Annotated in this window: 25 protein-coding genes and 1 riboswitch; of the genes, 14 read left to right on the top strand and 11 right to left on the bottom strand. The window is 48.6% G+C overall.

The annotated features are described in order from the left end of the window. Positions 1-336: 336 nt before the first annotated feature. From C7B65_RS05330 to C7B65_RS05350, 5 genes are all read left to right on the top strand, one after another. The gene (locus C7B65_RS05330; RefSeq protein WP_073070549.1) at positions 337-1,068 is read left to right on the top strand and encodes an LmeA family phospholipid-binding protein; all 732 of its coding nucleotides are present in this window, start codon (positions 337-339) and stop codon (positions 1,066-1,068) included. A 122-nt stretch (positions 1,069-1,190) separates the two neighbouring features. Then, on the top strand, positions 1,191-1,721 hold the full coding sequence (locus tag C7B65_RS05335) for a DUF2231 domain-containing protein (protein ID WP_073070550.1): 531 nt from the start codon (positions 1,191-1,193) through the stop codon (positions 1,719-1,721). A gap of 172 nt (positions 1,722-1,893) precedes the next feature. Next, positions 1,894-2,250, top strand: a complete 357-nt coding sequence (locus C7B65_RS05340; RefSeq protein ID WP_073070551.1) for a hypothetical protein — start codon at positions 1,894-1,896, stop codon at positions 2,248-2,250. Between the two features lie 395 nt (positions 2,251-2,645). Next, the gene (locus tag C7B65_RS05345; protein WP_073070552.1) at positions 2,646-3,317 is read left to right on the top strand and encodes a hypothetical protein; all 672 of its coding nucleotides are present in this window, start codon (positions 2,646-2,648) and stop codon (positions 3,315-3,317) included. Positions 3,318-3,413: 96 nt separating this feature from the next. Beyond that, positions 3,414-3,508: riboswitch (Glutamine riboswitch) on the top strand. A 37-nt stretch (positions 3,509-3,545) separates the two neighbouring features. After that, positions 3,546-3,929 (top strand): DUF4278 domain-containing protein, encoded by a 384-nt coding sequence (locus tag C7B65_RS05350; protein ID WP_073070553.1) that lies wholly within the window; start codon positions 3,546-3,548, stop codon positions 3,927-3,929. Positions 3,930-4,000: 71 nt separating this feature from the next. Here the strand turns inward: C7B65_RS05350 and C7B65_RS05355 are convergent, their stop codons facing one another. The 4 genes from C7B65_RS05355 to C7B65_RS05370 form a co-directional block, all read right to left on the bottom strand. After that, on the bottom strand, positions 4,001-5,290 hold the full coding sequence (locus C7B65_RS05355) for a TldD/PmbA family protein (RefSeq protein ID WP_073070554.1): 1,290 nt from the start codon (positions 5,288-5,290) through the stop codon (positions 4,001-4,003). A 35-nt stretch (positions 5,291-5,325) separates the two neighbouring features. Then, positions 5,326-6,186 carry a Tab2/Atab2 family RNA-binding protein gene (locus C7B65_RS05360; protein ID WP_073070555.1) on the bottom strand — a complete coding sequence of 287 codons (861 nt, stop codon included), beginning with the start codon at positions 6,184-6,186 and terminating at the stop codon, positions 5,326-5,328. 151 nt (positions 6,187-6,337) lie between these two features. After that, a complete protein-coding gene (locus C7B65_RS05365; RefSeq protein WP_073070556.1) occupies positions 6,338-7,246 on the bottom strand; it encodes a S1 RNA-binding domain-containing protein in 909 nt (302 codons plus the stop codon). A gap of 56 nt (positions 7,247-7,302) precedes the next feature. Next, complete coding sequence (locus tag C7B65_RS05370) at positions 7,303-8,049, bottom strand: dienelactone hydrolase family protein (protein ID WP_073070557.1); 747 nt, start codon at positions 8,047-8,049, stop codon at positions 7,303-7,305. 225 nt (positions 8,050-8,274) lie between these two features. Here C7B65_RS05370 and C7B65_RS05375 point away from each other — a divergent pair, with 225 nt between their 5' ends. Continuing rightward, positions 8,275-9,261, top strand: a complete 987-nt coding sequence (locus C7B65_RS05375) for a GntR family transcriptional regulator (RefSeq protein WP_073070558.1) — start codon at positions 8,275-8,277, stop codon at positions 9,259-9,261. Between the two features lie 28 nt (positions 9,262-9,289). Here the strand turns inward: C7B65_RS05375 and C7B65_RS05380 are convergent, their stop codons facing one another. From C7B65_RS05380 to C7B65_RS05390, 3 genes are all read right to left on the bottom strand, one after another. Next, positions 9,290-9,586, bottom strand: a complete 297-nt coding sequence (locus C7B65_RS05380) for a type II toxin-antitoxin system RelE/ParE family toxin (protein ID WP_073070559.1) — start codon at positions 9,584-9,586, stop codon at positions 9,290-9,292. After that, the gene (locus C7B65_RS05385) at positions 9,586-9,813 is read right to left on the bottom strand and encodes an addiction module component (RefSeq protein WP_073070560.1); all 228 of its coding nucleotides are present in this window, start codon (positions 9,811-9,813) and stop codon (positions 9,586-9,588) included. Before C7B65_RS05385 ends, C7B65_RS05380 begins: the two co-directional genes overlap by 1 nt. Before the next feature lie 101 nt (positions 9,814-9,914). After that, positions 9,915-11,468 (bottom strand): sensor histidine kinase, encoded by a 1,554-nt coding sequence (locus C7B65_RS05390; RefSeq protein ID WP_073070561.1) that lies wholly within the window; start codon positions 11,466-11,468, stop codon positions 9,915-9,917. A 176-nt stretch (positions 11,469-11,644) separates the two neighbouring features. Here C7B65_RS05390 and C7B65_RS05395 point away from each other — a divergent pair, with 176 nt between their 5' ends. From C7B65_RS05395 to C7B65_RS05420, 6 genes are all read left to right on the top strand, one after another. After that, positions 11,645-12,409 carry a DUF1350 family protein gene (locus C7B65_RS05395; protein WP_073070562.1) on the top strand — a complete coding sequence of 255 codons (765 nt, stop codon included), beginning with the start codon at positions 11,645-11,647 and terminating at the stop codon, positions 12,407-12,409. Between the two features lie 567 nt (positions 12,410-12,976). After that, positions 12,977-13,414, top strand: a complete 438-nt coding sequence (locus C7B65_RS05400) for a hypothetical protein (protein ID WP_073070563.1) — start codon at positions 12,977-12,979, stop codon at positions 13,412-13,414. 165 nt (positions 13,415-13,579) lie between these two features. After that, complete coding sequence (locus C7B65_RS05405) at positions 13,580-13,939, top strand: resolvase (RefSeq protein ID WP_073070564.1); 360 nt, start codon at positions 13,580-13,582, stop codon at positions 13,937-13,939. 193 nt (positions 13,940-14,132) lie between these two features. After that, positions 14,133-14,318 (top strand): TLTLP motif-containing protein, encoded by a 186-nt coding sequence (locus C7B65_RS05410; RefSeq protein WP_073070565.1) that lies wholly within the window; start codon positions 14,133-14,135, stop codon positions 14,316-14,318. A gap of 199 nt (positions 14,319-14,517) precedes the next feature. Beyond that, positions 14,518-15,162: a DUF3318 domain-containing protein gene (locus C7B65_RS05415; RefSeq protein WP_073070566.1), complete on the top strand. Its 645-nt coding sequence runs from the start codon at positions 14,518-14,520 to the stop codon at positions 15,160-15,162. A 112-nt stretch (positions 15,163-15,274) separates the two neighbouring features. Further along, positions 15,275-16,354: a peptidoglycan-binding domain-containing protein gene (locus C7B65_RS05420; protein ID WP_073070567.1), complete on the top strand. Its 1,080-nt coding sequence runs from the start codon at positions 15,275-15,277 to the stop codon at positions 16,352-16,354. A 111-nt stretch (positions 16,355-16,465) separates the two neighbouring features. Here C7B65_RS05420 and C7B65_RS05425 read toward each other — a convergent pair whose 3' ends face one another. Beyond that, complete coding sequence (locus C7B65_RS05425; RefSeq protein ID WP_073070568.1) at positions 16,466-17,557, bottom strand: AI-2E family transporter; 1,092 nt, start codon at positions 17,555-17,557, stop codon at positions 16,466-16,468. A gap of 157 nt (positions 17,558-17,714) precedes the next feature. Between C7B65_RS05425 and gshA the strand changes: the two genes are divergently transcribed. Both gshA and C7B65_RS05435 read left to right on the top strand, forming a co-directional pair. Then, complete coding sequence (gene gshA / locus C7B65_RS05430) at positions 17,715-18,866, top strand: glutamate--cysteine ligase (protein WP_073070569.1); 1,152 nt, start codon at positions 17,715-17,717, stop codon at positions 18,864-18,866. Positions 18,867-19,079: 213 nt separating this feature from the next. Then, positions 19,080-20,045, top strand: coding sequence for an Npun_F2552 family protein (locus C7B65_RS05435; protein WP_073070570.1), 966 nt, complete (start codon positions 19,080-19,082; stop codon positions 20,043-20,045). Between the two features lie 446 nt (positions 20,046-20,491). On the opposite strand, the gene C7B65_RS05445 is transcribed toward C7B65_RS05435, so the two are convergent. The 3 genes from C7B65_RS05445 to lhgO form a co-directional block, all read right to left on the bottom strand. Beyond that, on the bottom strand, positions 20,492-20,863 hold the full coding sequence (locus C7B65_RS05445; protein ID WP_073070571.1) for a DUF433 domain-containing protein: 372 nt from the start codon (positions 20,861-20,863) through the stop codon (positions 20,492-20,494). Positions 20,864-21,044: 181 nt separating this feature from the next. Beyond that, a complete protein-coding gene (locus C7B65_RS05450) occupies positions 21,045-22,604 on the bottom strand; it encodes a VanZ family protein (RefSeq protein ID WP_083582786.1) in 1,560 nt (519 codons plus the stop codon). A gap of 39 nt (positions 22,605-22,643) precedes the next feature. Further along, positions 22,644-23,858, bottom strand: coding sequence for an L-2-hydroxyglutarate oxidase (lhgO, locus tag C7B65_RS05455; protein ID WP_073070573.1), 1,215 nt, complete (start codon positions 23,856-23,858; stop codon positions 22,644-22,646). Positions 23,859-23,925 lie beyond the last annotated feature (67 nt).

Here is a 23,925-nt window from a genome sequence, read left to right on the forward strand (position 1 = left end):
ACTGCCGTGCCATACCCGTACGCAGAGTCGGGTTTCAATTAACGTCAGTTCGATGAGTTCTTTCGCTTCGTTCTTCAGCGATTCAGCCCCCTAAATCCCCCAATTCGGGGGGACTTCAAGCCTAGAATTCAGGTTCAAAGTCCCCCAATTTTGGGGGATCTAGGGGGCTGCCCGGATTTGTAACCGCAGCGAAAAGCTTCGTCGAATTCACGTTCAATTAATTCACGATTCTAAAGATAGAGTGCGATCGCTGACCATTTCTGTCGCCTTGTAGAGCCTCTCAGTTTGGTTTGTGTTTTAAAGTAACGCTACAACCGAGATATGAGGAAGTTAAGAATGTCGGATTTGGGTGAACAAGCGCTGAACAAAGTTGCAGAAATGGGAATCTCTAGCCAACTAGATGAAGTCAAAAACTTAGATGTCGAAATTGAAACCGACCCACTCAAACTCATATCAGGTGCCGTTGATTCAGTCTCAATTAAGGCTGAGGGCTTGGTGATGCAGCACGATCTGCGGATCGAAGAGATGGAAATGCACACGGGGCATGTGGCGCTCAATCCAATGAGTGTGGCTTTTGGCAAAATTGAGTTGACCCGTCCTACAGACGCTGAAACTCATGTCGTTTTGACCGAAAAAGATGTTAACCGCGCCTTCAATTCAGATTTCATTCGTGACAAGATGCAAGATCTGAAGGTGCGCGTCAATGGCGAACTCGCAACGGTAGACACTCACCATATTGAGTTTGGGCTGCCAGGTGATGGCAAGATTTTTTTGAGTACAGAAATCATGCTGCAAGCCACTCCAGAGAAAAAGCGGGTGGCGTTTACGACGGTTCCCCAAGTGGGTCAGGGTGGGCAGCAGGTGCTTTTAGAAGATGTGCAATACATTGAGGGTCAAGATCTTTCGCCCGAACTGACCGAAGCGCTGCTCAGTCAAGCACGAGAACTCTTAAACCTCAAGAATTTTGAACTCGATGGCATGGCTTTAAGACTCAAAAAGCTGGATGTGCAGAAAGGAAAATTAGTCCTTGAGTCAGAGGCGCATGTGGATCACTTCCCCTCATCATAAGGTCATCTCTAATTGAGGATAAGTGTCTGCGGGGCGAATGATATTCGCCCTTTTGTCGTCAGACTATCCTTCCATCTCACTGCCAATCGCCTTACTAAAATTTAACTACTCAGGAGAACACTATGACTCGTGCTCATACCCCCAGCATTCCTCCGGTAATCGAAGCTGATGAAGCCGAATATCGCGATAGCGGTGTTCCCAGCACGGTTGCCATTTTTGGACACCCTCTACATCCGTTACTGGTTACTTTTCCGATCGCGTTTTTGACAGGTGCTTTGGGCACCGATGTTGGCTATTGGCTCACCGGAGATTCTTTTTGGGCAAGAGCGTCTTTTTGGCTGATTGGGGTTGGCATTGTGTCTGGCTTGGTTGCGGCTGCGACTGGCATGAGTGATTTTGTGAAAATCGATCGCGTCCGTGAACACAGTGCAGGCTGGGCGCATATGGTTGGCAACGTGGCAGCACTGACGCTTTCTGCAATAAATTTTTGGCTGCGGTGGAATGATCAGGCGGGTGCAATTTTGCCGATCGGATTAATTCTTTCTCTCATCGTCGCGACCTTATTAGCCATTACAGGATGGTATGGTGCAGAACTCATTTATCGCCACAAAGTTGCAGTAATTGGCTATGGCCCTAATCATAGACCTCAGTAATCAGTGAAGCGTTAAAGATTGATAGCATTTACGGTTGAGTTTTGTTCTATTAGCAATTCATTCTCTACGATTTCACTCTTTTGGACTACTTGATAATTCTGTCGTTTGAAAGAGGCGTAACGGCCTCTTTTTTTTTAGTATTGTGTACAGCAATTTATTCTAAAAAACTACTATGAACCTTGATTCAAAACCTGGTGACAACAGCGGTGAAGTTAACCAGCCGATGACTCCTGAAGAAGTTGACCCCAAACAAAAACAAGAGCAACGGGCTGAGTTAGACAAAGAATATTTAGCTAGCAATCCGGGCGATCGCATTGATGACTCAAAATCTCTAGAAGAAAAAGCGCAACAAGTGGCAGTTGACGCAGCCGATATTACTGGAGACCACATTACCGTTCCGACTTATTTTGTCGTTGACACGCCTGATGGCGAGAAAAAGCCGTTGCACCACGTCAAAGATGCTGAAGAAATCTCAGACGTGATCCGTCAAGCCAGAATCAACGAAGACGGCGAACAAATTTGGCGATAGAGTTATTTTCTACGGGTCGGGTCAAATTCTCCATTTCCATAGAAGTGATGTAGGTGAAACCTATAAGAGTCTCGCTGGTTGAAGTCAGCGGGGCTTTTTCATTTTTAGACTCATGTAGCTTAGGCGTTATCTAATACCAATTTCGGAGGCAACTGCGACTGATCGTTCAATCCGACGGGGCATGGCACTGCCGTGCCCTCATGCGGATCTGTCGCAGTCACAAATCAAATGGCTATGAGTTGCTCCTTTAGATAGGTCTAAAAATGGCGGCGATCGTATCACTTGATAGAGACGCATCGATAGTCGTTTAGGCACGATCAACTATGTTCTTAAAGAGAGACTACTTTGAGAAGAAACGTAAAGCATTTCTAATCATTAACACTCTATACAAAACTATGTTTCGGGCATTCCCTTTTCAAACTGATTTTTTTAATCATGAAATTCCCTTACTAAAACGTAAACAATCAGCCTTTGCGATCGAAGATCTCCCAGGGCTGTGGCGGCTGCACTGGCAGCTAGGACAGATCACCATTTTTTCAACGTTTTACACACGCATCGATCAAGCTTGTCTACTGTGGGGCATAATTTCGATAATTATTTTTTTGACGGCTCAATTTGCTCCGATCGATTGGGCAACGCAAGCATTTTTCTGGTCGGGTCTGACCCTATTGGGGACGGGTGCAATGATTAAACTCTCAGAAAAATGGGCGACGATCGAGCCGCTCAATCACATCATCTCTGCTTGGATATTTCTCATGTTGGCAGGTCTGGTGCTAACCGATTTAAGCATTTTTTGGGGTTGGGCACCCATTCTGACGCAACTGCCGCTACTGTGGCTGGCGCTGAATGCGTTTGGATATCTTTATACTGGCGTGAAGATGCGATCGCGGGCGTTTCTCCTGATCTGTTTTGTGCATCTGCTGGCGATCGCGACCCTTTCTTATGTAGGCGTGTGGCAATTTCTCGAAACGGGCATTGTGATTGGTCTGAGCGCAGTGCTATTGGCAGAACTTCAATGGGATTCAAGCGGAGTTTGCGCTAACCACCCACTCGGAGAGAAACCGTAGATTTCGGATCTTAGCCCCCTCCCTGATCCGGCTTTTTGAATCTTTCTTAAGTTGGATAGTTAATCTAAAAACCGTAGCTTATACTACAGAAAGTAAATCGTTCATCTGATTCTGGCTAACAGCAGAGCAAGACGGAAGTAGAGAGCTTAACCAACTTATCCAAAATATTGGCACTCTCGAAGGAACGCGCCTCCCTCTAAATTTTCACTTTGCTCAGAGGCGACCCAAATGCGACTTTCTTATCGAAGTGTTAGCTACGAATATGCTCCTCCCACGATCGAAGTGACTGAAAGCGAGATTCAAGGCAAATATCGTGTAGCGCCTTGGCAGTGTCACACTCTTGCCGAAGCTCAGGTTCCTCAAGCCCCTCAACGCTTAGAGAATCAAAATAGCGCTTATTCTCAGCGAGACCGTTCTCAGATTGAGCGCACACAGCTTTCTCACACGCTGCCAGTTCGCTCGACCTTTAACATCTTGCAGCAACTCAAACGCATTCACAGCGCCAATGTCTATCGCAGCTTAGAGCATCGGATGCAGGTGGCAAAAGACCGAGAAGATTTTCAACTGCTTCAGGTTTTAGAGTCTGAGTTGAGAGAAACAGTTTTGCGATAGCGCGATCGTTTTGTAGGTGAAGGTTATAGGTGGCATTTGGTGAAAACTGATGCCACCTTTTATTCTGACGTTCAGCAGTCGCTTCGACCCGTCACTGATAGCCCTTCGACAATCAGCGAGGGTGTGTGACATGAGCCATTCCAATCGCCATCGCCGCCGAGTTCGACCAGGTTTTTGAGAGCGGTGTAGACACTTCCCGCTATCATTGTGTCTTTGACTCTGCCGACGATTTGACCCTTTTGCACTCGATATCCCAGGTCAATGTTGACTGAAAATTCGCCAGAGATGCCCGCGCCGCCGCCTAGCATTTGATCTAAAACGAGTCCATCTTCCATCGTCGAAATCAGTTCTGGGAATAATTTGACACCCGGCTCGATCAGCAAATTAAACAAGCCAGGATTGGGGTAGCTGCCTAACCCCGGACGAAAGCCATTCCCCGTTGTGCCACTGCCTAAAAGTTTTCCGGTGGTGCGATCGGCGTAAAACAACTGCAAAACGCCCTTATCGATAAACGTGATCGGGCGAGTCGGTGTACCCTCATCGTCAAACGGGCAGCTAAACGGGCCGGCCTCTGGCTTTTGGCTAATCGTGATTGCCTCAGAGATCACGGCTTGATCTAAGCGATCGCTCCAAGGCGATGCCCCTTCGATCACCTGTTTTCCGTTTAGGGCTGACTGCACGGTGCCCCAAAGCATGTCGGCAGCTTTAGAGGTGAAAAGGATTGGCACCCGCCCGATCGGTGCGCCCACATTTTCTTTGGCCCACTCCAATCGCTGCATAATTAGTTGAGCCACGAGTGCCGGATCAAGACGATCGCGCAAGGTCTGCCCGTCGCTGACATTGAGAAAGTCATCTCCCCGTATCCATTCCACTTCTAGATAGCCGCTCAAAGTGGTGTCAGTGTAGCCGCAGTCCAGCCCGTTTGAGGTGATCAAGCGAGTCGTTTCTGATTCACACTCCCAGCCGCCCGCACACAGCACTTCGGGATACTGATCTCGCACTAGCTCGATCGCCTGTCTGCCCCATTCCACGAGCGTTTCGACCGAGACGGCTGCTCCCATGTTGGGATAGATTAGTCGAGAAGCTGGAGCCAGTTCAATCTCTTCGGGTTCGTTGAGTTGGCTGAGAGCAAGGGCGCGATCGACCAGTGCCTGCGCCTCAACTGGGCCATAAGCGACCGCTAACCCTGGACATCCGTTTTTCCAGAGTCGTAGGGCGGTGCCTTCTGAGTCTGCGCTTTCGAGTTGTTTAAGTCGGTTTGCCTCAAAATAAACCGGACGAGAGAGCGATCGTGACTGAAAGACTTCTGCTGCTTCTGCCCCCGATCGGGCAGCTAGTTCCAGCAATTGTTCTGCTAGCATATCCTGCAAGTTATGAAACTCATCCCATCGTTAGCCTACGCTAAATTGACCTCCTGCAATAACCAGAATCCGGCAAAGGCTTCGACTTGCGGATCGGTTTGAATCGCTAAAAAGTGCACCTGATTGGATTGCTGTTTGGCAGCTTCAAACTGTCTCGCTTCTGGCTGGGTTTTGGGGTCAAGACTAGTGAGAATCCAGCGATCGCTGACTCCGGTTTCAAGCAGCAATCGCGTCGGAGTATCTGGGTCAAACTTAATCGCCGCCATCTCTAAACCCGACATCCAGGCTGCCATCGGCATAGCGCGAGGCGAATAGATAATCAGCCCAGGAATCGGCGTATTGGGAGCCAGCCCTGCCATTTTGAGCGGGAACGATTCGCCAAAGTCGATCGCCCATTCGCTCATATCATCAAAGGCGCTGGCCTCCAAAGTTGCGAAGATCCATTTCTGTCCGATCAGGGCATCGGGCAACGGCTCGGCTGGAGTCGTGGGAAACGTCACCGAAGGATTTTTAGACGGCTGAAAACCTGGATGATTGGGGTAAACCGTATCCATGCGATCGCGCACCCATTGACTGAGAGCAAAGGTTCGCCGACTCAGTTGAGCAGGCACGTTCAATCCGTTACAGGCAGTGGTGATCATATTATTCATTGCCTGTCGAAAGAAGCGAATCTTGTCAGGCGGATTGGGAGCGCGAGAAATGGCTGCTTCGATCGCGCTTTTTAACCAACCCGAATTGACCTGTGTGCTCGAACAATATTCGGCATAGCGAAACAGCGAGTCTGGATCAACATCAATGCGAGTTGGACTTTCGCAGATCAAAACTTCCCAGACTTTTTTGTTGTTTTCATCCACGATCGGGCGTGAATAGTAATCGAGTTCCCAAATAGTCGTCATGGTAGAGAATGAAGGGCATCAACTGATATTAGTCTCCCAGCAGATTTTGGCATTGCTGAATGGAGGGGTGATTTGGTAGGGGCAATCCCCCCGTGGTTGCCCTCCGTCAGGGGTAGGCACTGGGGCACTACCCCTACAGCCATTTCATCCCTCATTCTGCAACGCCCAGATTTTTTCTGGCTCGTTCTTGACGCGCTTCTGCTTCATCCATTACCTGAGCCATATTCTCAGTCATTTCACCAGGATGATTTTCTAGAATCTTTGTAGAAAGAGAAATTCGACCTCTGCCTTCGTCTAGCTCGACAATCATGGCTTTAATCACCTGTCCGACTTGCAGCAGGGCAGGCAGCGACGCAATGTAGTTTTTGCTAATTTGATTGATGTGCAGCAGACCCGTTGTGCTATCAAATTCCACAAAAGCTCCAAAGGGCTTGAGGCTCACCACTTTGCCTTCGATGAGTTGTCCTACTTCTAGCTGACTAAAGCTAGCGCTCTTGGCGGCGAGGCGATTTGACAGCACCAGTTTGTTACGATCGCGATCCATTTCCAAAAACGTAGCCGTCAACGTTTGACCTTTGAGCGCTTCTAGATTTTCTCGCTCAACTAAGTGCGATCGTGGAATAAACCCCCGTAAGCCCTGCACATCAACCGTTACGCCGCCCTTGTTCATGCCTGTCACCCGCACTTGCAGACTTTGCTTGCTGTCTTGCACATCTGCCAGCCGATCCCAGATTTTTTTAATTTCTAGTTGCCGCAGCGAGAGGGTGACTTGTCCGTTTTCATCTTGCTCACGAATAATTAGAAAATCTCGCTCTTCTTCCTGATCGGACAGCACTGCTGAGATGTCGCTAATTTGGCGCACACTAGCTTCTTCGATCGGCAAAAAGGCAGGCGATTTTCCACCAATATCTATCAGCGCACCGCCGCTTTCATAGCTAAACACCTTCCCCCGCACGATTTGCCCCGTGGCAAACTGGTAGTCGTGTTGCTCCAGCGCTTTTGCAAAATCATCCATCGAGAAGGATGCGTCCGATCGAGACTGAGTTGATTTTTGATTCATGACCACTGAGTGACAGCCCCACGGTTGCAGGGTTAAATTTGCTGACTATTGCCAGTTTAGCCTGGGAGAGAAGCGCGGAGATTTTTAAAGAGTGCTTTTACCTGGTTCCAAGCATCGGCGGCAGCTTCGGGACGATAGTCCGATCGCTGATCACAAAAAAAACCGTGACCTACGGGATAGCGAAATACTTGATGAGAGGATTGTTGTCGCTGAAGTTCGGCTTCTATCTGGTCAATTTGCTCAACGGGGATTAATGGATCTTCGGTGCCAAAGAACGCATAGAGAGTGCCCTTGATCTCTCCGGTTCGGCTAATGGTAGGTGCGCCACCTCCCGGAGTCATGGCTGCAATTCCGGCTCCATAAAACGACGCAGTGGCTTTAATCTCTGGTAGAGTTGCCGCTAAATAAGCGACATGACCGCCAAAGCAAAAGCCGATCGCGCCAATGGCACCTTTTTCCACCCAGGGAAGGGTTTCTAAATAAGCGATCGTGGCTCGCATATCACTCAATAATTCATCAGCTTTTGTCTGATCTTTGTAAACTCGTCCGAGTTTTGTTTCTGCCTCGCTGTATCCAACTTCAAAGCCGGGAGCGGTGCGTTGAAAAATTGCGGGTGCGATCGCCACATATCCTTCTCGTGCCAGTCGTTCGGTGACTTGACGAATGTGAGCATTTACGCCAAAGATCTCTTGAATGACCACGATCGCAGGATGGGGTTCGCTATCAGTTGGTTCTGCTAAGTAAGCATCAATTTGCAATGCTCCGTTTAAAACGGTTGCGTTTGTCGTTCTAATTTCTGTCACGATGCTTAAAAGTTATAGACAATAATCTGTAATTTTGGGTGAAAACTCTCACAAACATTCTTAAGCTATTTGATTTAACACTGCAAGTTAAATTTTCGTATAACCAGTGTACAAGGTAGGAGAAACACCGTACTAATCTCTAGAATGGTACAAATAGTAAACAGATTCCGGTGAGAAAATTACTCACTTTGAATCTAGTATGTGAGCAAGTTTTGAGGCCCTGGCATGGTGCAATTTCATATTCAGCCAGATAGTGATATCCCGGCATCGACCCAACTTTATAATCAGATTTTGTTTGCGATCGCGTCGCGACAGTTTTCGCCAGGGCATCGGTTGCCAAGCACTCGACAATTAGCGATGCAAACTGGGCTGCACCGCAATACCATTAGCAAGGTTTATCGTCAGCTAGAAGAAGCAGGAGTGGTCGATGCTCAGGCAGGGTCGGGCATTTACGTTCGAGATCAAGCCCACGATCCCGCTACGAGCATTAAGTCTCCGCTGCTAGATCAAAATCCTCAAGCGCACAAAATCATTCAAACCAGCCTAGACGATTTGTTAAAGCAAGGCTGCTCTCTCGGTCAAGCACGAGAATTATTTTTGGCAGAAATCGATTGGCGGCTGCGCTGTAGTGCTCAAGTATTGATCACGGCTCCACAGCACGACATTGCCAATGGCGAAATTTTGCTGCGCGAATTAGAGCGTGCCCTCAACATTCCGATGCAGCTTGTGCCTTTAGAAGAACTCAGTCGCGTGTTAGATCAGACGAGATCGAGCACTGTCGTTACCAGCCGCTACTTCATTGCTCAGGCAGAAGCGATCGCCACCCCTCGATCGGCGCGTGTGATTCCGGTAGACATCTACGATTTTGAAAAAGAGATCAAGATGGTGCGATCGCTCCCTAAAGGAACCTGTTTAGGCATTGTCAGCCTCAGTTCAGGAACGGTCGGAGTTGCAGAGGTAATCATTCACAGTTTGCGGGGCGATGATTTGCTCGTGATGACCGCTCAGGTGAACGACAAATATAAGATGAATGCGATGGTACGAAGTGCTCAAACCATCTTTAGCTTTGACGATGTAAGCTCTGCGGCAGTCAAAGCGACCATTTCTGCGGCGAGAGAAGATATTATTCGTCCGCCTCAATTGGTCTACTGTGAAAACTTTATTGTCAGCAAGTCAGTCAGTCTGCTCAAACGCGAATTAGGACTGGAGTAGCAAGAACACTCTGTCCGACCGTTTTAGCCTACTTGCGATCGCTCCAATATTTCGGTCTACGCTTATGATGAGCGACTGCCAAAATGCGAATTTGACTGTTTTTGAGGACACGGTATAGAAGTGAGTATGGAAACTTTGGTAACATTAAGCGACGAACTGAACCTCGAATCTCTAAGCCAGCATTGGGGTAACGGATCAGAAAGTTGACTGCGCGTTCGACCTCCTCCAAATACTCTAGTCCCAATCCGGGCTTCTGTTCCTCGTAGTACGCCGCCGCATCAACTAATTCTTGTTCTGCAAGCGAATTAAATGTGGCAGGTGTCATTACAAAGATGCACGAATTCGCTGAAAGACTTCTGTAGAAGGAGCGCCAGCTTCTAGCGACTGATCCATTGCTTGGTCACGCCTCTCAGCTTCGTTTACCCAAACGCCTGCAACTTCTTGGTCAACCATATCCGTTTGCCCCAAATATCCAAGAAGCCGAGCTAGTAAAGCTGCCTGAGCATCTTTCGGAAGCGCAAGAACTTCTTCTTCAATTTGTTCGAGTGTCATGACTAGGGAAAAGCTCCTTGATGAACTACCTAACATCATACTCAAACCTTACAGTCTTGAATATCAACCTAATCCTTTCCAGAAAAAGCTGAAACCTGCCTTTATCCGGGTTCTAATGGCAGAAAGAGCGTAAACACTTCGCCTCGCTCTGGGCGTTGCCGCACAATTAGCTTTCCTCCCAGCGCTTGGAACAGGTTTTTGGTCACATTGAGGTTAAGGCTCAAACTTCCCGTTTCGGGTTGAAACATCAGCACTTGACCTAGAGATTTTAGCAAGGGTTGATGAGGCTTTGAATCGATCGCTTCAGCAGATTCTGAAGACTCAAGCTGGAGTTTGAGTTGATTTCCGGCTAGTGTCACCTCGACTTGAATATGGCTCCCCGGCGGCAAGCTGCGCGCAGAGCGATCGATTAAGCTCGTCAACGCCTGGTCTAACATCGTCGGGTCACTAACCACCGTCGGCATTTGTCGAGGCAAACTTACTTCTAAGGTCAGGTTGCGCTGACTCGCTTGCTTTTGCCAACGAGGAATACTTTCGCGTAAAACCTCGGCTAGAGAAGTCGGCGCGAGGGATGCCAGGGCAAAACTGGTTGTAGAGGTTTCTAGCTCCACTGCCCGAAAGATCAAGCCAAAGCGATCGATTTGCTCACTGCAAGCCCGATCGATCATTTCTAATCGTTTTAGCACATCGGGCGGCAAATCTCGACGCTTGAGCAGCGATCGCGTCAGGGTACGAATCGTGGTCAAAGGGGTGCGAACTTCGTGGGCGATCGCTTGCAGTAGTTCTATGTCGATGCTTTTGCCCTCAGACAAACGCTGCGAGAGATCATCGGCGGTCGGATGTTTGTCGAGCTTCTGTGCTTTACCATTTCGAGAAGCCGCTTTCTTACGATTTCTTTGCAAGGCGGACTCTATCGCCCCTTCATTAAGATGAGTCGATTTCATTTCGTCGGCATCGGCTAGACGCGTTAGCAAAAGATGGCTGAATTGAGTGACTAACTTATAGTGCGGAGCGATCGCCGGAAACTGCTTGATCAGCGCATCCAATCTGCCCATCTGCGGGGCATTCATCAGCACAACCCGCAGCCGTAAAACTTGCCAGACGCGATCGACAACTTCGGGATCAAACGTAAAAGCAAAGGTCGGTTCCCCGTGCGGGTTCTCGCCTAAAACCATCACCAAGCTAAACTGCTCAGTCAGCACTAGAGAAAATTGCTCAATTGCTAAGGGATCACCCGGCAGCAGGGAAAGCGAGGGATTGGTTTCGCAGGTCGAAGCAGGTTGGTCGATCGAGGGACATAAGCGAAAGGGCAACCCCATTAGCGTTGCAGACGGGTCAGCCGTAAACGTCCAAGTGGCAAACTGAGACATTAAATCAGTTTGGCTGACAACGGGCAATGGCCCAGAAAGCACTAATCCTTGAACATCTTCGCCAGGACTTGACGGTTTAATTTGTTTCAGCAAAGATTCTAGCGCTGCGATCGCGCCAAACCATTCTCGTTCGGCTCGAACTCGCTGTTGAGCGATCGAGGAATTTGTATTGTGTTGCCTAGATCTAAGCTCTTCAGACTTCCAGACACACTGATCAGAATCCCCTTGAGGCTGACTGCTCAAGGCGAGAATCTCACTTAAGGTTGGCAAAATCCAATTAGGCATACTAACCGAGACACACTTAACCGCTACCTGATAAGAGCCTATCTGCATTTCGGCAAGATCAGGGAGCGTAGAACCGTACCAAAAGAGTTGCAATCACCGCTATTTTGAGAAAAATAACTCAACTTGATCCAATACGAGACAATAGAAAGCAGAAGAACTCTGAGCGCAAAGACTGAATGGACTGGCAAGAAATTTCTGGCAACTGGGTTTTAGTGCCCGATCGACCCATTGCGATCGTACACTTTTTGGGCGGGGCATTTGTGGCCGCCGCTCCTCAACTCACCTACCGTCGTTTATTAGAATATCTGGCATCGCAGGGATATGCGATCGTGGCGACTCCGTTTGTCAACACTTTTGATCACATTGAGATTGCCAAGTCGGTTTTGCAAAGCTTCGATCGTGCCTTAGAAATCCTTCAAACTCGCATCATTAAAAAACGCTACATTCCCGTCTATGGAATGGGTCACAGCATGGGCTGTAAACTGCATTTATTGATTGGCAGTCTGTTTGGGGTCGAGCGAGCCGGAAATATTTTGATCTCGTTTAATAACTTTGCGGCGCGAGATGCTGTTCCTTTAGTCGAGCAATTTTCTCAAGTGTTTTCAGTCGAGTTTACGCCTTCGCCTTTAGAAACGAACAAAATGATTAGCGATCGCTATCAAGTTCGGCGCAATCTGCTGGTGAAATTTGATAACGACTCGATCGATCAAACCTACACTTTGTCGGAACTGTTGAAGAAACGCTTCCCTGATATGGTGACTTTCCAGATTCTTAAAGGCTCTCATGCCACGCCGATCGGACAGGATTTTAAGTGGCAGACTGGCGATTCGTTTTCGCCATTTGACGCGATCGGGCAATGGATGCGCCAAGAAATCTATCGCGAACTTCAAGGATTAGAGACTGCGATCGTCCGTTGGTTAAACCCAATGGGAACCCGATAAGAGTTGACGCTTGCCGCAGTTGGGGTATTCTGAGCGATTGTCCCCTCATCAGAGAAATGGGTAGAAACCCCGTGCTTCTAGCACGGCTTTACATTGATTTGTGGTAGATTTGTATTGGTCAATGACCCACCCGTGACGATGGATCAGACAGCCTAACGAGCGAAGTTCAGCCCTGTGCTGGCGGCGCAGAAAAATCGGTAGACCGGGAAAAGAGGACAGGGCAATGGTAAACATCCCTTGAATCAACCAACATAGAAATTCTCTGGGGATTTCGCGCAAAAAACCGCTGGGCTAGCGGGGTTAGTCTGTGGAGCGAGCATAAGACCAAAACTCCTAGAGGGTAGAGGCAGTTGCAATGAAGCAGAAACTCAAATCGCGAGGTTTGGGAATCACCGCTCCTTTAGGACGGTGAGGATGTCAACAAGCCGTCTGATATCAGACGGGTAATTTTGCATACGGTGCTAACAAAGGGCAAGATTTAGGCTTTAATGCAAATAGTCTCTAAGCAGCACTTAAAACTTGAGCATGCTAAGACCCGGTTGTAAACGTCTAAACGATTAATTTGAGATGAACGTTAAACATATTGCTTCGACTTGCCTGTTAGGTTGTACGACTTTGCTCATTGCAGCCACCGCTACCCTGGCTAAACCCGGCGACCCCACCAATGCAGTTTTCAAAAGCAGAGGAACGATCGAAAATGCCCGCTTCAAAGGCGTAGGCGATGCGAGCTTAGTGCTTGCTTTTGCAAATAACAACGGTTCACTCGGTTTAACGAACGCCGGAAGATTCTCTATCGAGTATATTGGCAACGTCCAGAAAAACTTTGAGGGCAAGGTTCAACTTCGGGTCAGTAAATTTCGTTCGTCTGAAAAGGGCTTCCGCACCGTTCCTGCCTCTGGCACCTGTAATATTGAGACTAGCGATGGCACCAGGGTTATACGGAGTATCTGCACCGTCCAAGGAAGCCAAATTGACCATGGAAGAAGCGCCTTCACAATCAAATAGCATTTAACCAGAATGCTTTTGATTGAATGCTGCCCCAACTGACCAAAGCACTGTACTGAGAGATGTGCAGCCGAATAACGAACTACCCGATCGCGCTTCGGTTGCACTCAGCTCCTCTTGTCTTATGCTAAGATTGGCGCGTCCAAGTGCAAGAAAGTAGCTGATATGACCATTGTCGATTCTCACGTCGAGGCAACGACAACCACAGGGTTAATGGATATTGAAGCCGTGCAAAAAGCGCTCAATCGTTCTAGAGCCTCTGTTTATCGCTATGCCAACACCGATCCTCACTCGACCAATCTCGCTTATGATCCCAAGCGCTTAAATCCTGAGATGCGCTCTAGTCCGGCTGAGGGGCTGTTATTTCATCCCAACGAGGTTGCGCGTTTTGCCAAAGATGTTTTGCGAATCAAACACGTCACGATCGAGATTCAAGAACTTCAGCCCAACGCCACTCAAGAGCTGCTGCAAGCCATTTTGACTGAGCTACAAGGCATTCACCAGACGCTCAAATCTCGCGCCTGAAACCGCATTTTGTTAAAATCGTTTACACTGAAAGCGTGTCTTTCTAAAGATTGCTTGCCGAAACCGAAAAACTGAGGCGACGATCGCTAGAATTGGCATTAGTGAGGATAGGGTTTCCTGCCTCCGTCATGGGTTAACTAGAAAAGAAGTCTTTTCTGCCGCTAATCCTAGTTGAGTTTGTTTAACATAAATTATGCAATCCGGTAGCCACCCTACCAGCCCTTCGGGGCAACCTGCCCATACTGCGGCAAACATTATTGGCACAATCATTGCTCTACTCACGCTGGTTTTACCCCTCTGGGTGATCGCCTGCTACACGAATAGCAGCCCTCCAACAGTTCAGCCAGTCTCCCCTCCAGCGATCGAACTCGCAGATTAAGAAATCTGTCGAGCTTAACCTCTGAGCGATTATCGGTTTGATAGTCGCTCGTTTTGATTTGAAGGTCGTATCCTAAAGTTATTGCTGGATTTGCTTTTGATCCGGCACAATAGATGCACCTCGCCTCAGTGATCTGTAGAATCGCTATCATCGAGAGAGAGGACTATATTTTAACTTCTTTAACTTCGAGGCTGAAGCCATGACATCGTATGCCACTTCGACTGCCAGAGCCGACATGAGCGAACTGCGGCGCTTAAAAACCTTGTTGCCCCCAGAGTTGCAAAGCTGGGTGACGATCGAGGTGACTACTGCGGTTAACCCAAGTTTGATCACGAGTGAAGAGATCGGCAGAGACGAAGTTGAAATTCAAATCGATATGCCGAAGTGGGATCAACTGGCGATCGACCAGCGCAACCTGCTGTTTTGGCACGAAGTTGCTCGCATTCAGGCAGATACCATTCCTAAAGACGGCTGGGAAATGGCGGCGTTAGCGATCGGGCTAGGGGGCGCAGTCGGCGAACTGTGGGTTCAAGATGGTTTGTTGTTGGTCTTAGCGCTGGGTCTTTCAGGGGTTGCTGGGTTTCGTCTTTATCAGAAAAATAATAGTGAGCGCAGTCTTAAGGAAGCTACTGAAGCTGACGAAAAAGCAATTTCTTTGGCGACGCGCTTTGGCTACACGCTGCCCAACGCTTATAAGAGCCTGGGAAGTGCCTTAAAAACGCTGATTGACCAAACTCCCAAAAAGCGACTGAGAGCGAAATATGAGTCACGTCTGACCGCTCTCAAGAAGAGTGCAGCGAAAGCGAAATCTAAAATGAAGTCTCCTGTCGAGGAATATCAGTAAGCCAAATCTACACCTTTCTGGTAAAAGAGAATGAGTAACGGACGATCGGGCAATCTTTAAAAGCCGAATCACCGATTACTCATTTTTTTGTCTTAGATGGGGAGCGATCGTCATGGCTTTTAAAGTTAGTGCCTTAAATTTACCTGTTTTAAAACGAGGCTCAACGGGCGCTGCGGTCGGAGCATGGCAGCGTTTTTTAGTGGATTTAAACTACCCGATCGGGGCAGTTGATAACGGTTTTGGAGCCGTAACCGATAAGGCAACTCGCGACTTTCAGCAAAAAAATGGGTTAACCGCCGATGGCATTGTGGGCCCTGGCACCTACGCTAAAGCGCTGTCTCAGGGGTTTATTTATCGAGTAGCGGGGTTAACCGCCGCAAAGTTGCTCGACTATCTCAACTTTGGCAGGGCTGAGGTTGGAGATTTGCAAAGAAGCTTGACGGCGATCGGGCGGCTCAATCCTCCTCTGATCGGCGATGGAGACTTTGGCATCAGAAGCACGAGAGGATTGGCTGAAGCTTACAAAATTGTCGATGTCGCCTTTCCCGCTCGTCTTGAGCAACAGCTATCAGCCACCACAAAGCAGAAATTAGGCGCAGATTTGGCACCTGCTCTTGACATTCTGACTGAGTATGCGCGCAGGCTACGCGGGCGGCTGAGTGGTGCCCAATGGGTCAGGTTTTTTCCGGGCAGCCAGTCGATCGACGATCTTGTCTCCCCCTTTCGGCAACGGGTACAAGCCTTTGAGAAAGCGCTTAAAGATGCCGGGGCTGCGATCGAAGTGACGGCCACCTTTCGACCGCCTGAACGTGCTTATCTAATGCACTATGCTGTCGCAATTAATAATCGAGATATTGCGCCTGAAGATGTCCCCGCGATGCCGGGAGTTGATATTGATTGGGTGCAATACACGGATGCAATTTCACTGCAAGCGGTCAGACAGATGATCGAAGCTTATGATATTGGATCAAACCCGGCGGCGCTGCGATCGCGTCACACTTTAGCTCTTGCTATTGATTGGATCATTGAGTGGCAAGGCAATCTCAACATTAAAGACGCTGCTGGGCGAGTGGTCAGCATCGGGGCACCGCGCTCTGGCAATGACAATTCTAGACTGTGGAAGATTGGCGCTTCTTACGGCGTGTATAAGCTGGAATATGACCCGCCCCATTGGTCGATCGACGGCTACTAAAAAGTAGAAGACTTTGACTTACGCAAACCTCGGAGATTTTAACCAAGAATCAAGCATCGTGACCGACAGAGTGGCTTAAACCTCCGAGGTTTTGGTCAAAATGCGTAAGTCCTAAGAGTGTTCGGTTTCTGAAGTCACGTCCAACTCTTCGGCATCGATCGCTGGTTCAAGTTTAAACTTCTCACTTTCTTGCCAGGGATCAAGCACATCTTTGATCAAGACTTCTTGTAGCCAAATCTGACCCACAATCACTAAAGGGATGGCTAGAAATAATCCTAAAAACCCAAAAGAGATGGCAAAGATCACCTGAGATAATAGCGTCACGGCAGGCAGCAGAGATACCTGCTTTGACATCACAAACGGCACGAGCAAATATTGCTCTAGCTGCTGAATCACGATATATAAAACGATCACGGCTCCGGCTTTAAAGGGGTCTTCGATCAGGGCGATCGCCACCGGAGGAATCACGCTCAACGCTGGACCTACGTTAGGAATTGCTTCTAACAACCCGGCTAATAGCGCATTTGCTAGCGCTAGGGGGACTCCTAAAATCAGCAAGCCAATGCCGCTGACCGTCCCGATCACCACCATGTTGATCAAAGTGCCCCCAACCCAGTTAACCAACGCAATCTCACATAGAGACAGAATCTGATCGACTCGTCTGCGATAAAACGAGGGAAACAGCAGGACAAATCCGCGGCGATAGGGTTGAGGGTTGATCAGAAACATCACCGTCAAAATCACAACTAGCAACAGATTAATGACGATCGCCAGCGCATTTGAAAACCAGGCGAAAAAGTTTCCGACCACCCGCGCCGCTAACGGTTGAATCTGCCGAATCAGATCATCGACTCCAGGCACAAATTGAGAGTAACCCGGAATCATGCTTTGCATATCTTGAAACCGATTCTGGAGGTTGTCGAGTCCCTTCGGCACAAGTTCTACCAGTTGTTGAAATTGAGTGATAAACGGCGGCACAATCAGCGCCACAAAGATCACCAACAGCACTAAAAAAGTCCCGATCGAGAGTGCCACCGCGCCGCTTCTCTTCATTCCAACTCGCTGAAGGCGGCGCACCAGACTATTAAATGCCGTTGCAAACACGACTGCCGCAAACACTAACAGCAACACCTGGCGAATCTCCCACAAAATGTAGAGCGCGATCGCCAACCCTAAAAACCCAACCCATTTACCCAATCCCACGATTTTGTCTGCCTGCCACGTTCTGTAGATGAGTATGCCATCTCTCGTGTTTTGTGATCTATGGCGGGAGAGAGAGCACCCTTTCTTTGGATAGTTCGCAGTCGTCCCTTTTTCCGGGATACTAAAGAGATAAAACCGCTCAACTTGCGGAGGCGAGATGCTGCTATCAAAAGGGTTTGAAATCGAGGTTTATACCGGAACGCCAAAGGGTGAAGTCGTTGGCATGTCTGACAAAATTGTGGCGGCGTTAGATGGCTTTGTGCGAGAACCTGACAGCCGCAATGTCGAATACACCACTCCTCCCAGTTATCGATATGAGCGATCGCTCTGTGATCTCGTGCGTCCGCGTGGGCAGTTGCGTGACTATCTCAAGCAGTTGGGAGACTATACCTTGATTCCGGGCAGCACTCTGGCATTGAGTGGGGCAGATGAATTTCACCGATCTGATCCGGGAAACCCTTATCACGACTATATTGAGCAGACCTACGGCACCAAAGTTGTTACCGCTAGTGTTCATATTAATGTCGGCATTAGTGACCCTGAGTTGTTGATACGTGCCTGTCGGTTGGTGCGAGTTGAGGCACCGCTCTATCTGGCGCTCAGTGCTGCGTCTCCCTTTCTGAATGGTGCTGTGACTGGTTCGCACTCTAGCCGTTGGGCTGTGTTTCCTAAAACGCCAACTCACGTCCCGTTGTTTGAAAGCCACGCTCACTTTATTCAATGGACGGAGGCGCAACTAGCCGCCGGGACGATGCAGAATGTGCGTCATCTCTGGTCGTCAGTGCGCCCGAATGGCGATCGCCGACCCTATAATCTCAATCGTCTAGAGTTGAGAATCTGTGATTTGGTGTCTGACCCGATCGCGCTGCTGGCAATCACCGCACTTTTAGAAGCTCGGCTGCATCAACTGATTGAAGATCCACATCTCGATCCATTAGAGATGAGTCAACTCTCAGCCACAACGCGGGCAGAAGATTTGGTGACGATCGCAGATGCCAATGAAATCGCCGCCGCTCATACCAGCCTGGATGCTGAATTAATAGACTGGCGATCGGGTAAACCCATTCTTGCCCGCGATTGGGTCGAGCAGCTTTATCAAGAGGTTTGGCCGATCGCTAAAAAAAACGGCTTTAGCTGCTTTTTGCTGCCCATCAAGAAAATTTTGCGCGAGGGAAACGAGGCACAGTGTTGGCTAAAACAGCACGAACAAGGCTGGGACGCGCAGCGCATTGTGATGGAATCGATTCAAACCACGCAGACCCAAGAGTTAGCGCTTCAACATGAATTAGGTCAACCAATGGTGGCTTAGTTCCTTGTCTGAAAAATTCTGCATCTAATCTTGGCGTTGCTGAATAGCGGGATAATTTAGGTAGGGGCAATCCCCCCGTGGTTGCCCTCCGTCAGGGGTACAGGCAATCTCCCTGTGGTTGCCCTGTGTCAGGGATAGGCACGGGGGCACTACCCCTACAGTCATTTCAGCCCCTGATTCTGCAACGCCCTAATTTTTAACCTCTTTGACGATATGCAAATCCTCACTGCTTCTGTTAGCTTGATTCGAGCAAATTCTTACGATCGCGCTCAACTTCGTGACTCGATCGAGACGCTGTTAGAACCCCTCGGCGGCATGTCTGCTTTTGTCAAACCGGGCGATCGCGTGTTGCTCAAGCCCAATCTCCTTACAGGGGCGCGCCCTACTAAAGAATGCGTCACCCGTCCAGAAATCGTTTATTGGGTCGCAAAACTGGTGCAAGAAGCGGGAGGAATGCCCTTTTTAGGAGACGGCCCGGCGTTTGGAAGTGCTAGAGGAGTTGCTACAGCAAACGGATATTTGCCGCTAGTTGAAGAATTGAATTTGCCGATCGTCGAATTCAACGGCAAGCGCTATGAAGTTGTCAGCGAAGATTTTAATCATCTACTGCTATCTAAAGAAGCGATGGAAGCTGATGTTGTGATCAACCTGCCTAAAGTCAAATCTCATGTGCAGTTGACCGTCACAATGGGCGTTAAGAACCTGTTTGGCTGCGTTCCGGGCAAGATGAAAGCCTGGTGGCACATGGAAGCCGGGAAAGATCAAGAGCGCTTTGGAGCAATGCTCGTCGAAACCGCCCGCGCGATCGATCCTGATTTAACCATTCTCGATGGCATCATTGGGCACGAAGGAAATGGGCCGAGCGGTGGCGAACCGAGAGCGCTCGGCATTTTGGGCGCATCGAATAACGTGTTTGCTCTCGATCGTGCCGTCGTCGAAATTCTCAATGTAGATCCTGCGATCGTGCCGACGATCGTCGCGTCTCAGCGACTGGGCTGCTGTCCAGACTTAAGTGAGATTACCTTTGTGCATTGCCGCCCTGAAGATTTGCGCCTTGCTGATTGGCAACTGCCCGAAAAAATGATGCCGATCGACTTTGGTGCGCCGCGTGTTTTAAAGTCTACTTTTAAGCATCTCTACATTCGCTTTATCAAAGAACCGATGCAGGCCTATCGGTAAGGTTGGATTCAGCATACTGGTTAGAATCTGACCCTTGACTTCACGGTTTCTTCAATCTTTTTCAACTGATTTCTCAGTAGAGATACTGAATGACTGAGCAAACCTCTGCAAATTGGCTTGCCAGTCTATGCACACTCTACTCGCCACGATTTGTCTGATTTTGTGGCTTATTTTGATGATTTGGCTCTATCTCAACTCCCCAGATTGGTTTTTTGTTCCCTTCTTCGTTTGCACTACGATGGGAGGCTTGAGATTAATAGAAGCCGATCGAGGCTAGAAAAACACAGGATGAATCTCGCTTTAGACGACATAACAATCCGCTTCACCCGCCGCAGACAACTTCTCAAACTCAACGATCATCTCAGATCAAGCCAACCGTCGCTTGCAATCTTCCCCAATAGAATCGCAGCATATTTCTGGAGGTTGTAGTCAATCAGAAAATTCATCTACTCCACTGTATGTTTAGCCTTTTGCGCCTGAAGTTTTTCCCACAGAGCTTCTTGACCAAACTTAGGTGGCATCCTATCAATCTGAGCAAAGCGTTCGCGGTTCCTTGCTTCCCAGTACTGCTGGGCTACTGCTGCTGTCTTCAAAACTTCCTGGTACTCAGCTTCTACCTCAGCCCGATTTGCCTCAATGTATGACAGTGCTACCTCAAGCTGCTCTTCTGTTAAGGGAAGCCAGTTTAATATCAGTTGTGGCGGTCGTCCTGCTACAAGGTGGTCTATTACGTCATAAATAGTAATGCGAGTGCCTGAAATCGTTAGCCCACGCTCTGTACGAGTGATTTCTGACTGCTCGTTAGATACTGGCGACATACGCACAATCTCCAAGAAGTTAGTTGTCTCATACTCTACGAACTCCTGCTCAAGTCTGGAGTACTCCTATTATAAAGTCTAATCATCTCTATAGCGCCTGCCTCGATCAACATATCGATCTTCTAAACCTCTGTCTCGATGTTCATGAATTCAGTTCAACCAACTCAAAATCCCAAGAGAATCAAGCCGCATAGCTTGATTTTAAGCGGGTAGACAATCGAGCTTTGACGAGTAGCATGGTAAAGGTTGCGATCGCCACACTTACCGCTAAATTAGCGAGTCGAAATTCGTCTCCTCTAATCAATAGCTCTAGCAGTAATGCAGGAATGAAAACTCCACTGACGAACACAAATAAGTAAGCGCTCAATGAGCTTTTTAGCCGCATAACAATTAATGCTATGAGCAAGCCTAGTGGTGTAAAAAAAGTAACATAAAATATGGTAGCGTAAATAAAAGGATTAACGCGGACGAGACGACCACTACGATCTTTAACAGAAAATAGATAACGGAATAGGGTTATGTCTGGGGTCAGTTTAAGAGTTGATAAACGCTGGATGTTATCAACGTAAAGCGTTAGGACTTGATGCTTATAAGTCAACACTAAATGATGAATTTTAGTATCACTAAAAACATCAGGAACCAATAAAGCGGTAGAACTTCCATTGATTCCTGTGATCCGAGTTCGTAATCGAAACACTAGGTCGGTTTTTTCTTGACCCAGTGTGAAATTGCGGCGGGACGCATCCCCTGAGAGAGAAATGATCCGCGCAGGCCCGGTTTGCGTGAAATCGGATGTTGCCACGATCGTGCTTAACGTAAACTCAGAAGTCTCTTTGAGCGCTTTGGCTAATGCCGTTGCGGGTTTTTGGGTAGACAGCCAGCGATCGGTTGTGAATTGTCCTCCCTGAATCGGTTGGGACGCTCCTCCACGCCAAACTAAATCGGGCAAGTGACCTGTTCGATCGGGGTAGCCTCCCGGCCCCGTGAGCGTGTAGGCAGCAATCAGATCTCGCGAGACAAAGCCCTGATGCTCAAAAATCTCGGCAACTTCTGAAGCTGAACTCGCTCGATCGCTGATCTCAACCTTGGAAATAGTTCCCGTCCAGGGTCGATCTTGGGTCTGCTCGTTTCCCAACAACAGCGGAAAGCTAGTATCCCAATTGCTGAAGGTGGCAGCTTGCTGAAATGTGAGAACGATGAAAGTGGTGACGGTTAGCCAACCGACGATCGCGGCGATCAAGACTCGCCCTGAAAGCCGTCGCCTCAAAAAGTCTGCAAATCTTGGTGATTGACCCGGAGCCATGACGCACCAAATTAAGTAGGCGATCGCGCCTAAAACGCCTCCCGTTGTATTGGTGCAAATATCGATCACACTTGAACTACGCGAAGGCAGAAAGAGCTGTAGGGTTTCTACAGTCAGTGACAAAGTGCTGCTGGCAAAGAACGTAATTAAAACCGTGCCTAAATGATTAAATCCCTTCTGTCGAGCCAAACACGCTAACCCAAAACCAAACGGCAGAAAGAAAATGACGTTTCCGATTAGGTCATTGAGATCACTATGATGGGCAAAGAAGCGACGAACAATCGTGTGCAGATTAGGCGCGATCGGGGTGAAGTTAAACGGTAACAACGTCACGATGAACACGAATAAAACGCTTCCAGCCACAAGCTTTGCAGCCCAATGAGTCAAGATTTTGGAGTTGGAACTGCGATTCTGACTAGAGTGATTGCTAGGTTTCATCAAGTTATCGTCGGTCAAGTTGCAATCTTAGGATAACGACTAAGCACTAAATGAAACACTCGATGAAGGCACGATCGCAACCTGACCCGCGATCGCTTGACCAATCTCGATCGAGGCTGTCGCTGCCGGAGAAGGGGCGTTATAAACATGCAAAGCGTCGCCCTCTTGCACCATCAAAAAGTCATCGACGAGCTTGCCATCGGGCATTAGAGCTTGCGCTCTCACCCCTGCATGAGTCGGAACCAAATCTTCCGCTTGCACCTCTGGGATCAGTCGTTGCAGACTTTGCACAAACAGCGCTTTGCTGAACGATCGCAGCATTTCTTGAATGCCCTGATCGGCGTGCTTTGCCATCAATTTCCAGAAACCGGAATAGGTCATGACTTCGGCAAAATCACGCAGGTTAAAGTCTGTTTTTTTATAGCCTTCTCGCTTAAAGCTCAACACCGCGTTGGGGCCTGCGTGAACGGTGCCGTCAATCATGCGCGTGAAGTGAACGCCCAAAAAGGGGAAATTGGGATTGGGGACTGGATAAATCAGATGCTTGACTAGATAGCGTTTTTCTGGAGTTAGCTCGTAATATTCACCGCGAAAAGGGACGATTTTAGCGGGCGGTTTAGCGCGAGTCAGTTGAGCCACCCGATCGCAGTGCAGCCCTGCACAGTTAATCACAAATCGAGTATTAAACGCGCCGTTTGTGGTGGCGATATCATATCCATCACTAGTTTTGACCAGAGTTTCTACTTGCGTATTGAGGCGCAAATCGGCTCCTTGAGAAGCTGCGAGTTCTGCATATTTTTGACAGACTTGCTTGTAGCTGACAATGCCCGTCGAAACGACTCGAATCCCTGCTAAAGATCGAACGTGAGGCTCGATTTCTTGCACTTGTTCCGCCGTAATTCGTTCAACCTTTAGACCGTTTTGCAGCCCTCGTTGATAAAGATTTTCTAAGAGCGGTAACTCTTCTGGCTCAGTAGCGACAATGACTTTGCCACATACATCATGATCGATCGCGTGTTCCTGGCAAAACTGCACCATCGATCGGCTACCTGCATGACAAAACTTTGCCTTAAAGCTGCCTGGTTTATAGTAAATGCCAGAGTGAATTACACCACTGTTGTTGCCCGTCTGGTGGTGGGCCCATTGGCTCTCTTTTTCTAATAGCAAAATTTTGGCATCTGGGTAGCGGTTTCCCAGTGCCATCGCAGTCGATAACCCAACAATGCCGCCCCCAACAATCGCAAAATCGTACATGGAACCCCTGACTTTTGAGACAGTAAAGGAGGAATCAACGAGTTAGATTCCTCCGTGTTGCGATCGC

Origin of the sequence: Phormidesmis priestleyi ULC007, from assembly GCF_003003695.1 — a bacterium.
Classification (GTDB): domain Bacteria; phylum Cyanobacteriota; class Cyanobacteriia; order Leptolyngbyales; family Leptolyngbyaceae; genus Phormidesmis_A; species Phormidesmis_A priestleyi_A.

Coding starts and splice junctions, on each gene's coding strand:
- C7B65_RS05330 (WP_073070549.1), top strand. CDS start 337: ATGTCGGATTTGGGTGAACAAGCGCTGAACAAAGTTGCAGAAATGGGA.
- C7B65_RS05335 (WP_073070550.1), top strand. CDS start 1,191: ATGACTCGTGCTCATACCCCCAGCATTCCTCCGGTAATCGAAGCTGAT.
- C7B65_RS05340 (WP_073070551.1), top strand. CDS start 1,894: ATGAACCTTGATTCAAAACCTGGTGACAACAGCGGTGAAGTTAACCAG.
- C7B65_RS05345 (WP_073070552.1), top strand. CDS start 2,646: ATGTTTCGGGCATTCCCTTTTCAAACTGATTTTTTTAATCATGAAATT.
- C7B65_RS05350 (WP_073070553.1), top strand. CDS start 3,546: ATGCGACTTTCTTATCGAAGTGTTAGCTACGAATATGCTCCTCCCACG.
- C7B65_RS05355 (WP_073070554.1), bottom strand. CDS start 5,290: ATGCTAGCAGAACAATTGCTGGAACTAGCTGCCCGATCGGGGGCAGAA.
- C7B65_RS05360 (WP_073070555.1), bottom strand. CDS start 6,186: ATGACGACTATTTGGGAACTCGATTACTATTCACGCCCGATCGTGGAT.
- C7B65_RS05365 (WP_073070556.1), bottom strand. CDS start 7,246: ATGAATCAAAAATCAACTCAGTCTCGATCGGACGCATCCTTCTCGATG.
- C7B65_RS05375 (WP_073070558.1), top strand. CDS start 8,275: ATGGTGCAATTTCATATTCAGCCAGATAGTGATATCCCGGCATCGACC.
- C7B65_RS05380 (WP_073070559.1), bottom strand. CDS start 9,586: ATGACACCTGCCACATTTAATTCGCTTGCAGAACAAGAATTAGTTGAT.
- C7B65_RS05385 (WP_073070560.1), bottom strand. CDS start 9,813: ATGACACTCGAACAAATTGAAGAAGAAGTTCTTGCGCTTCCGAAAGAT.
- C7B65_RS05390 (WP_073070561.1), bottom strand. CDS start 11,468: ATGCCTAATTGGATTTTGCCAACCTTAAGTGAGATTCTCGCCTTGAGC.
- C7B65_RS05395 (WP_073070562.1), top strand. CDS start 11,645: ATGGACTGGCAAGAAATTTCTGGCAACTGGGTTTTAGTGCCCGATCGA.
- C7B65_RS05400 (WP_073070563.1), top strand. CDS start 12,977: ATGAACGTTAAACATATTGCTTCGACTTGCCTGTTAGGTTGTACGACT.
- C7B65_RS05405 (WP_073070564.1), top strand. CDS start 13,580: ATGACCATTGTCGATTCTCACGTCGAGGCAACGACAACCACAGGGTTA.
- C7B65_RS05410 (WP_073070565.1), top strand. CDS start 14,133: ATGCAATCCGGTAGCCACCCTACCAGCCCTTCGGGGCAACCTGCCCAT.
- C7B65_RS05415 (WP_073070566.1), top strand. CDS start 14,518: ATGACATCGTATGCCACTTCGACTGCCAGAGCCGACATGAGCGAACTG.
- C7B65_RS05420 (WP_073070567.1), top strand. CDS start 15,275: ATGGCTTTTAAAGTTAGTGCCTTAAATTTACCTGTTTTAAAACGAGGC.
- gshA (WP_073070569.1), top strand. CDS start 17,715: ATGCTGCTATCAAAAGGGTTTGAAATCGAGGTTTATACCGGAACGCCA.
- C7B65_RS05435 (WP_073070570.1), top strand. CDS start 19,080: ATGCAAATCCTCACTGCTTCTGTTAGCTTGATTCGAGCAAATTCTTAC.
- C7B65_RS05445 (WP_073070571.1), bottom strand. CDS start 20,863: ATGTCGCCAGTATCTAACGAGCAGTCAGAAATCACTCGTACAGAGCGT.
- C7B65_RS05450 (WP_083582786.1), bottom strand. CDS start 22,604: ATGAAACCTAGCAATCACTCTAGTCAGAATCGCAGTTCCAACTCCAAA.
- lhgO (WP_073070573.1), bottom strand. CDS start 23,858: ATGTACGATTTTGCGATTGTTGGGGGCGGCATTGTTGGGTTATCGACT.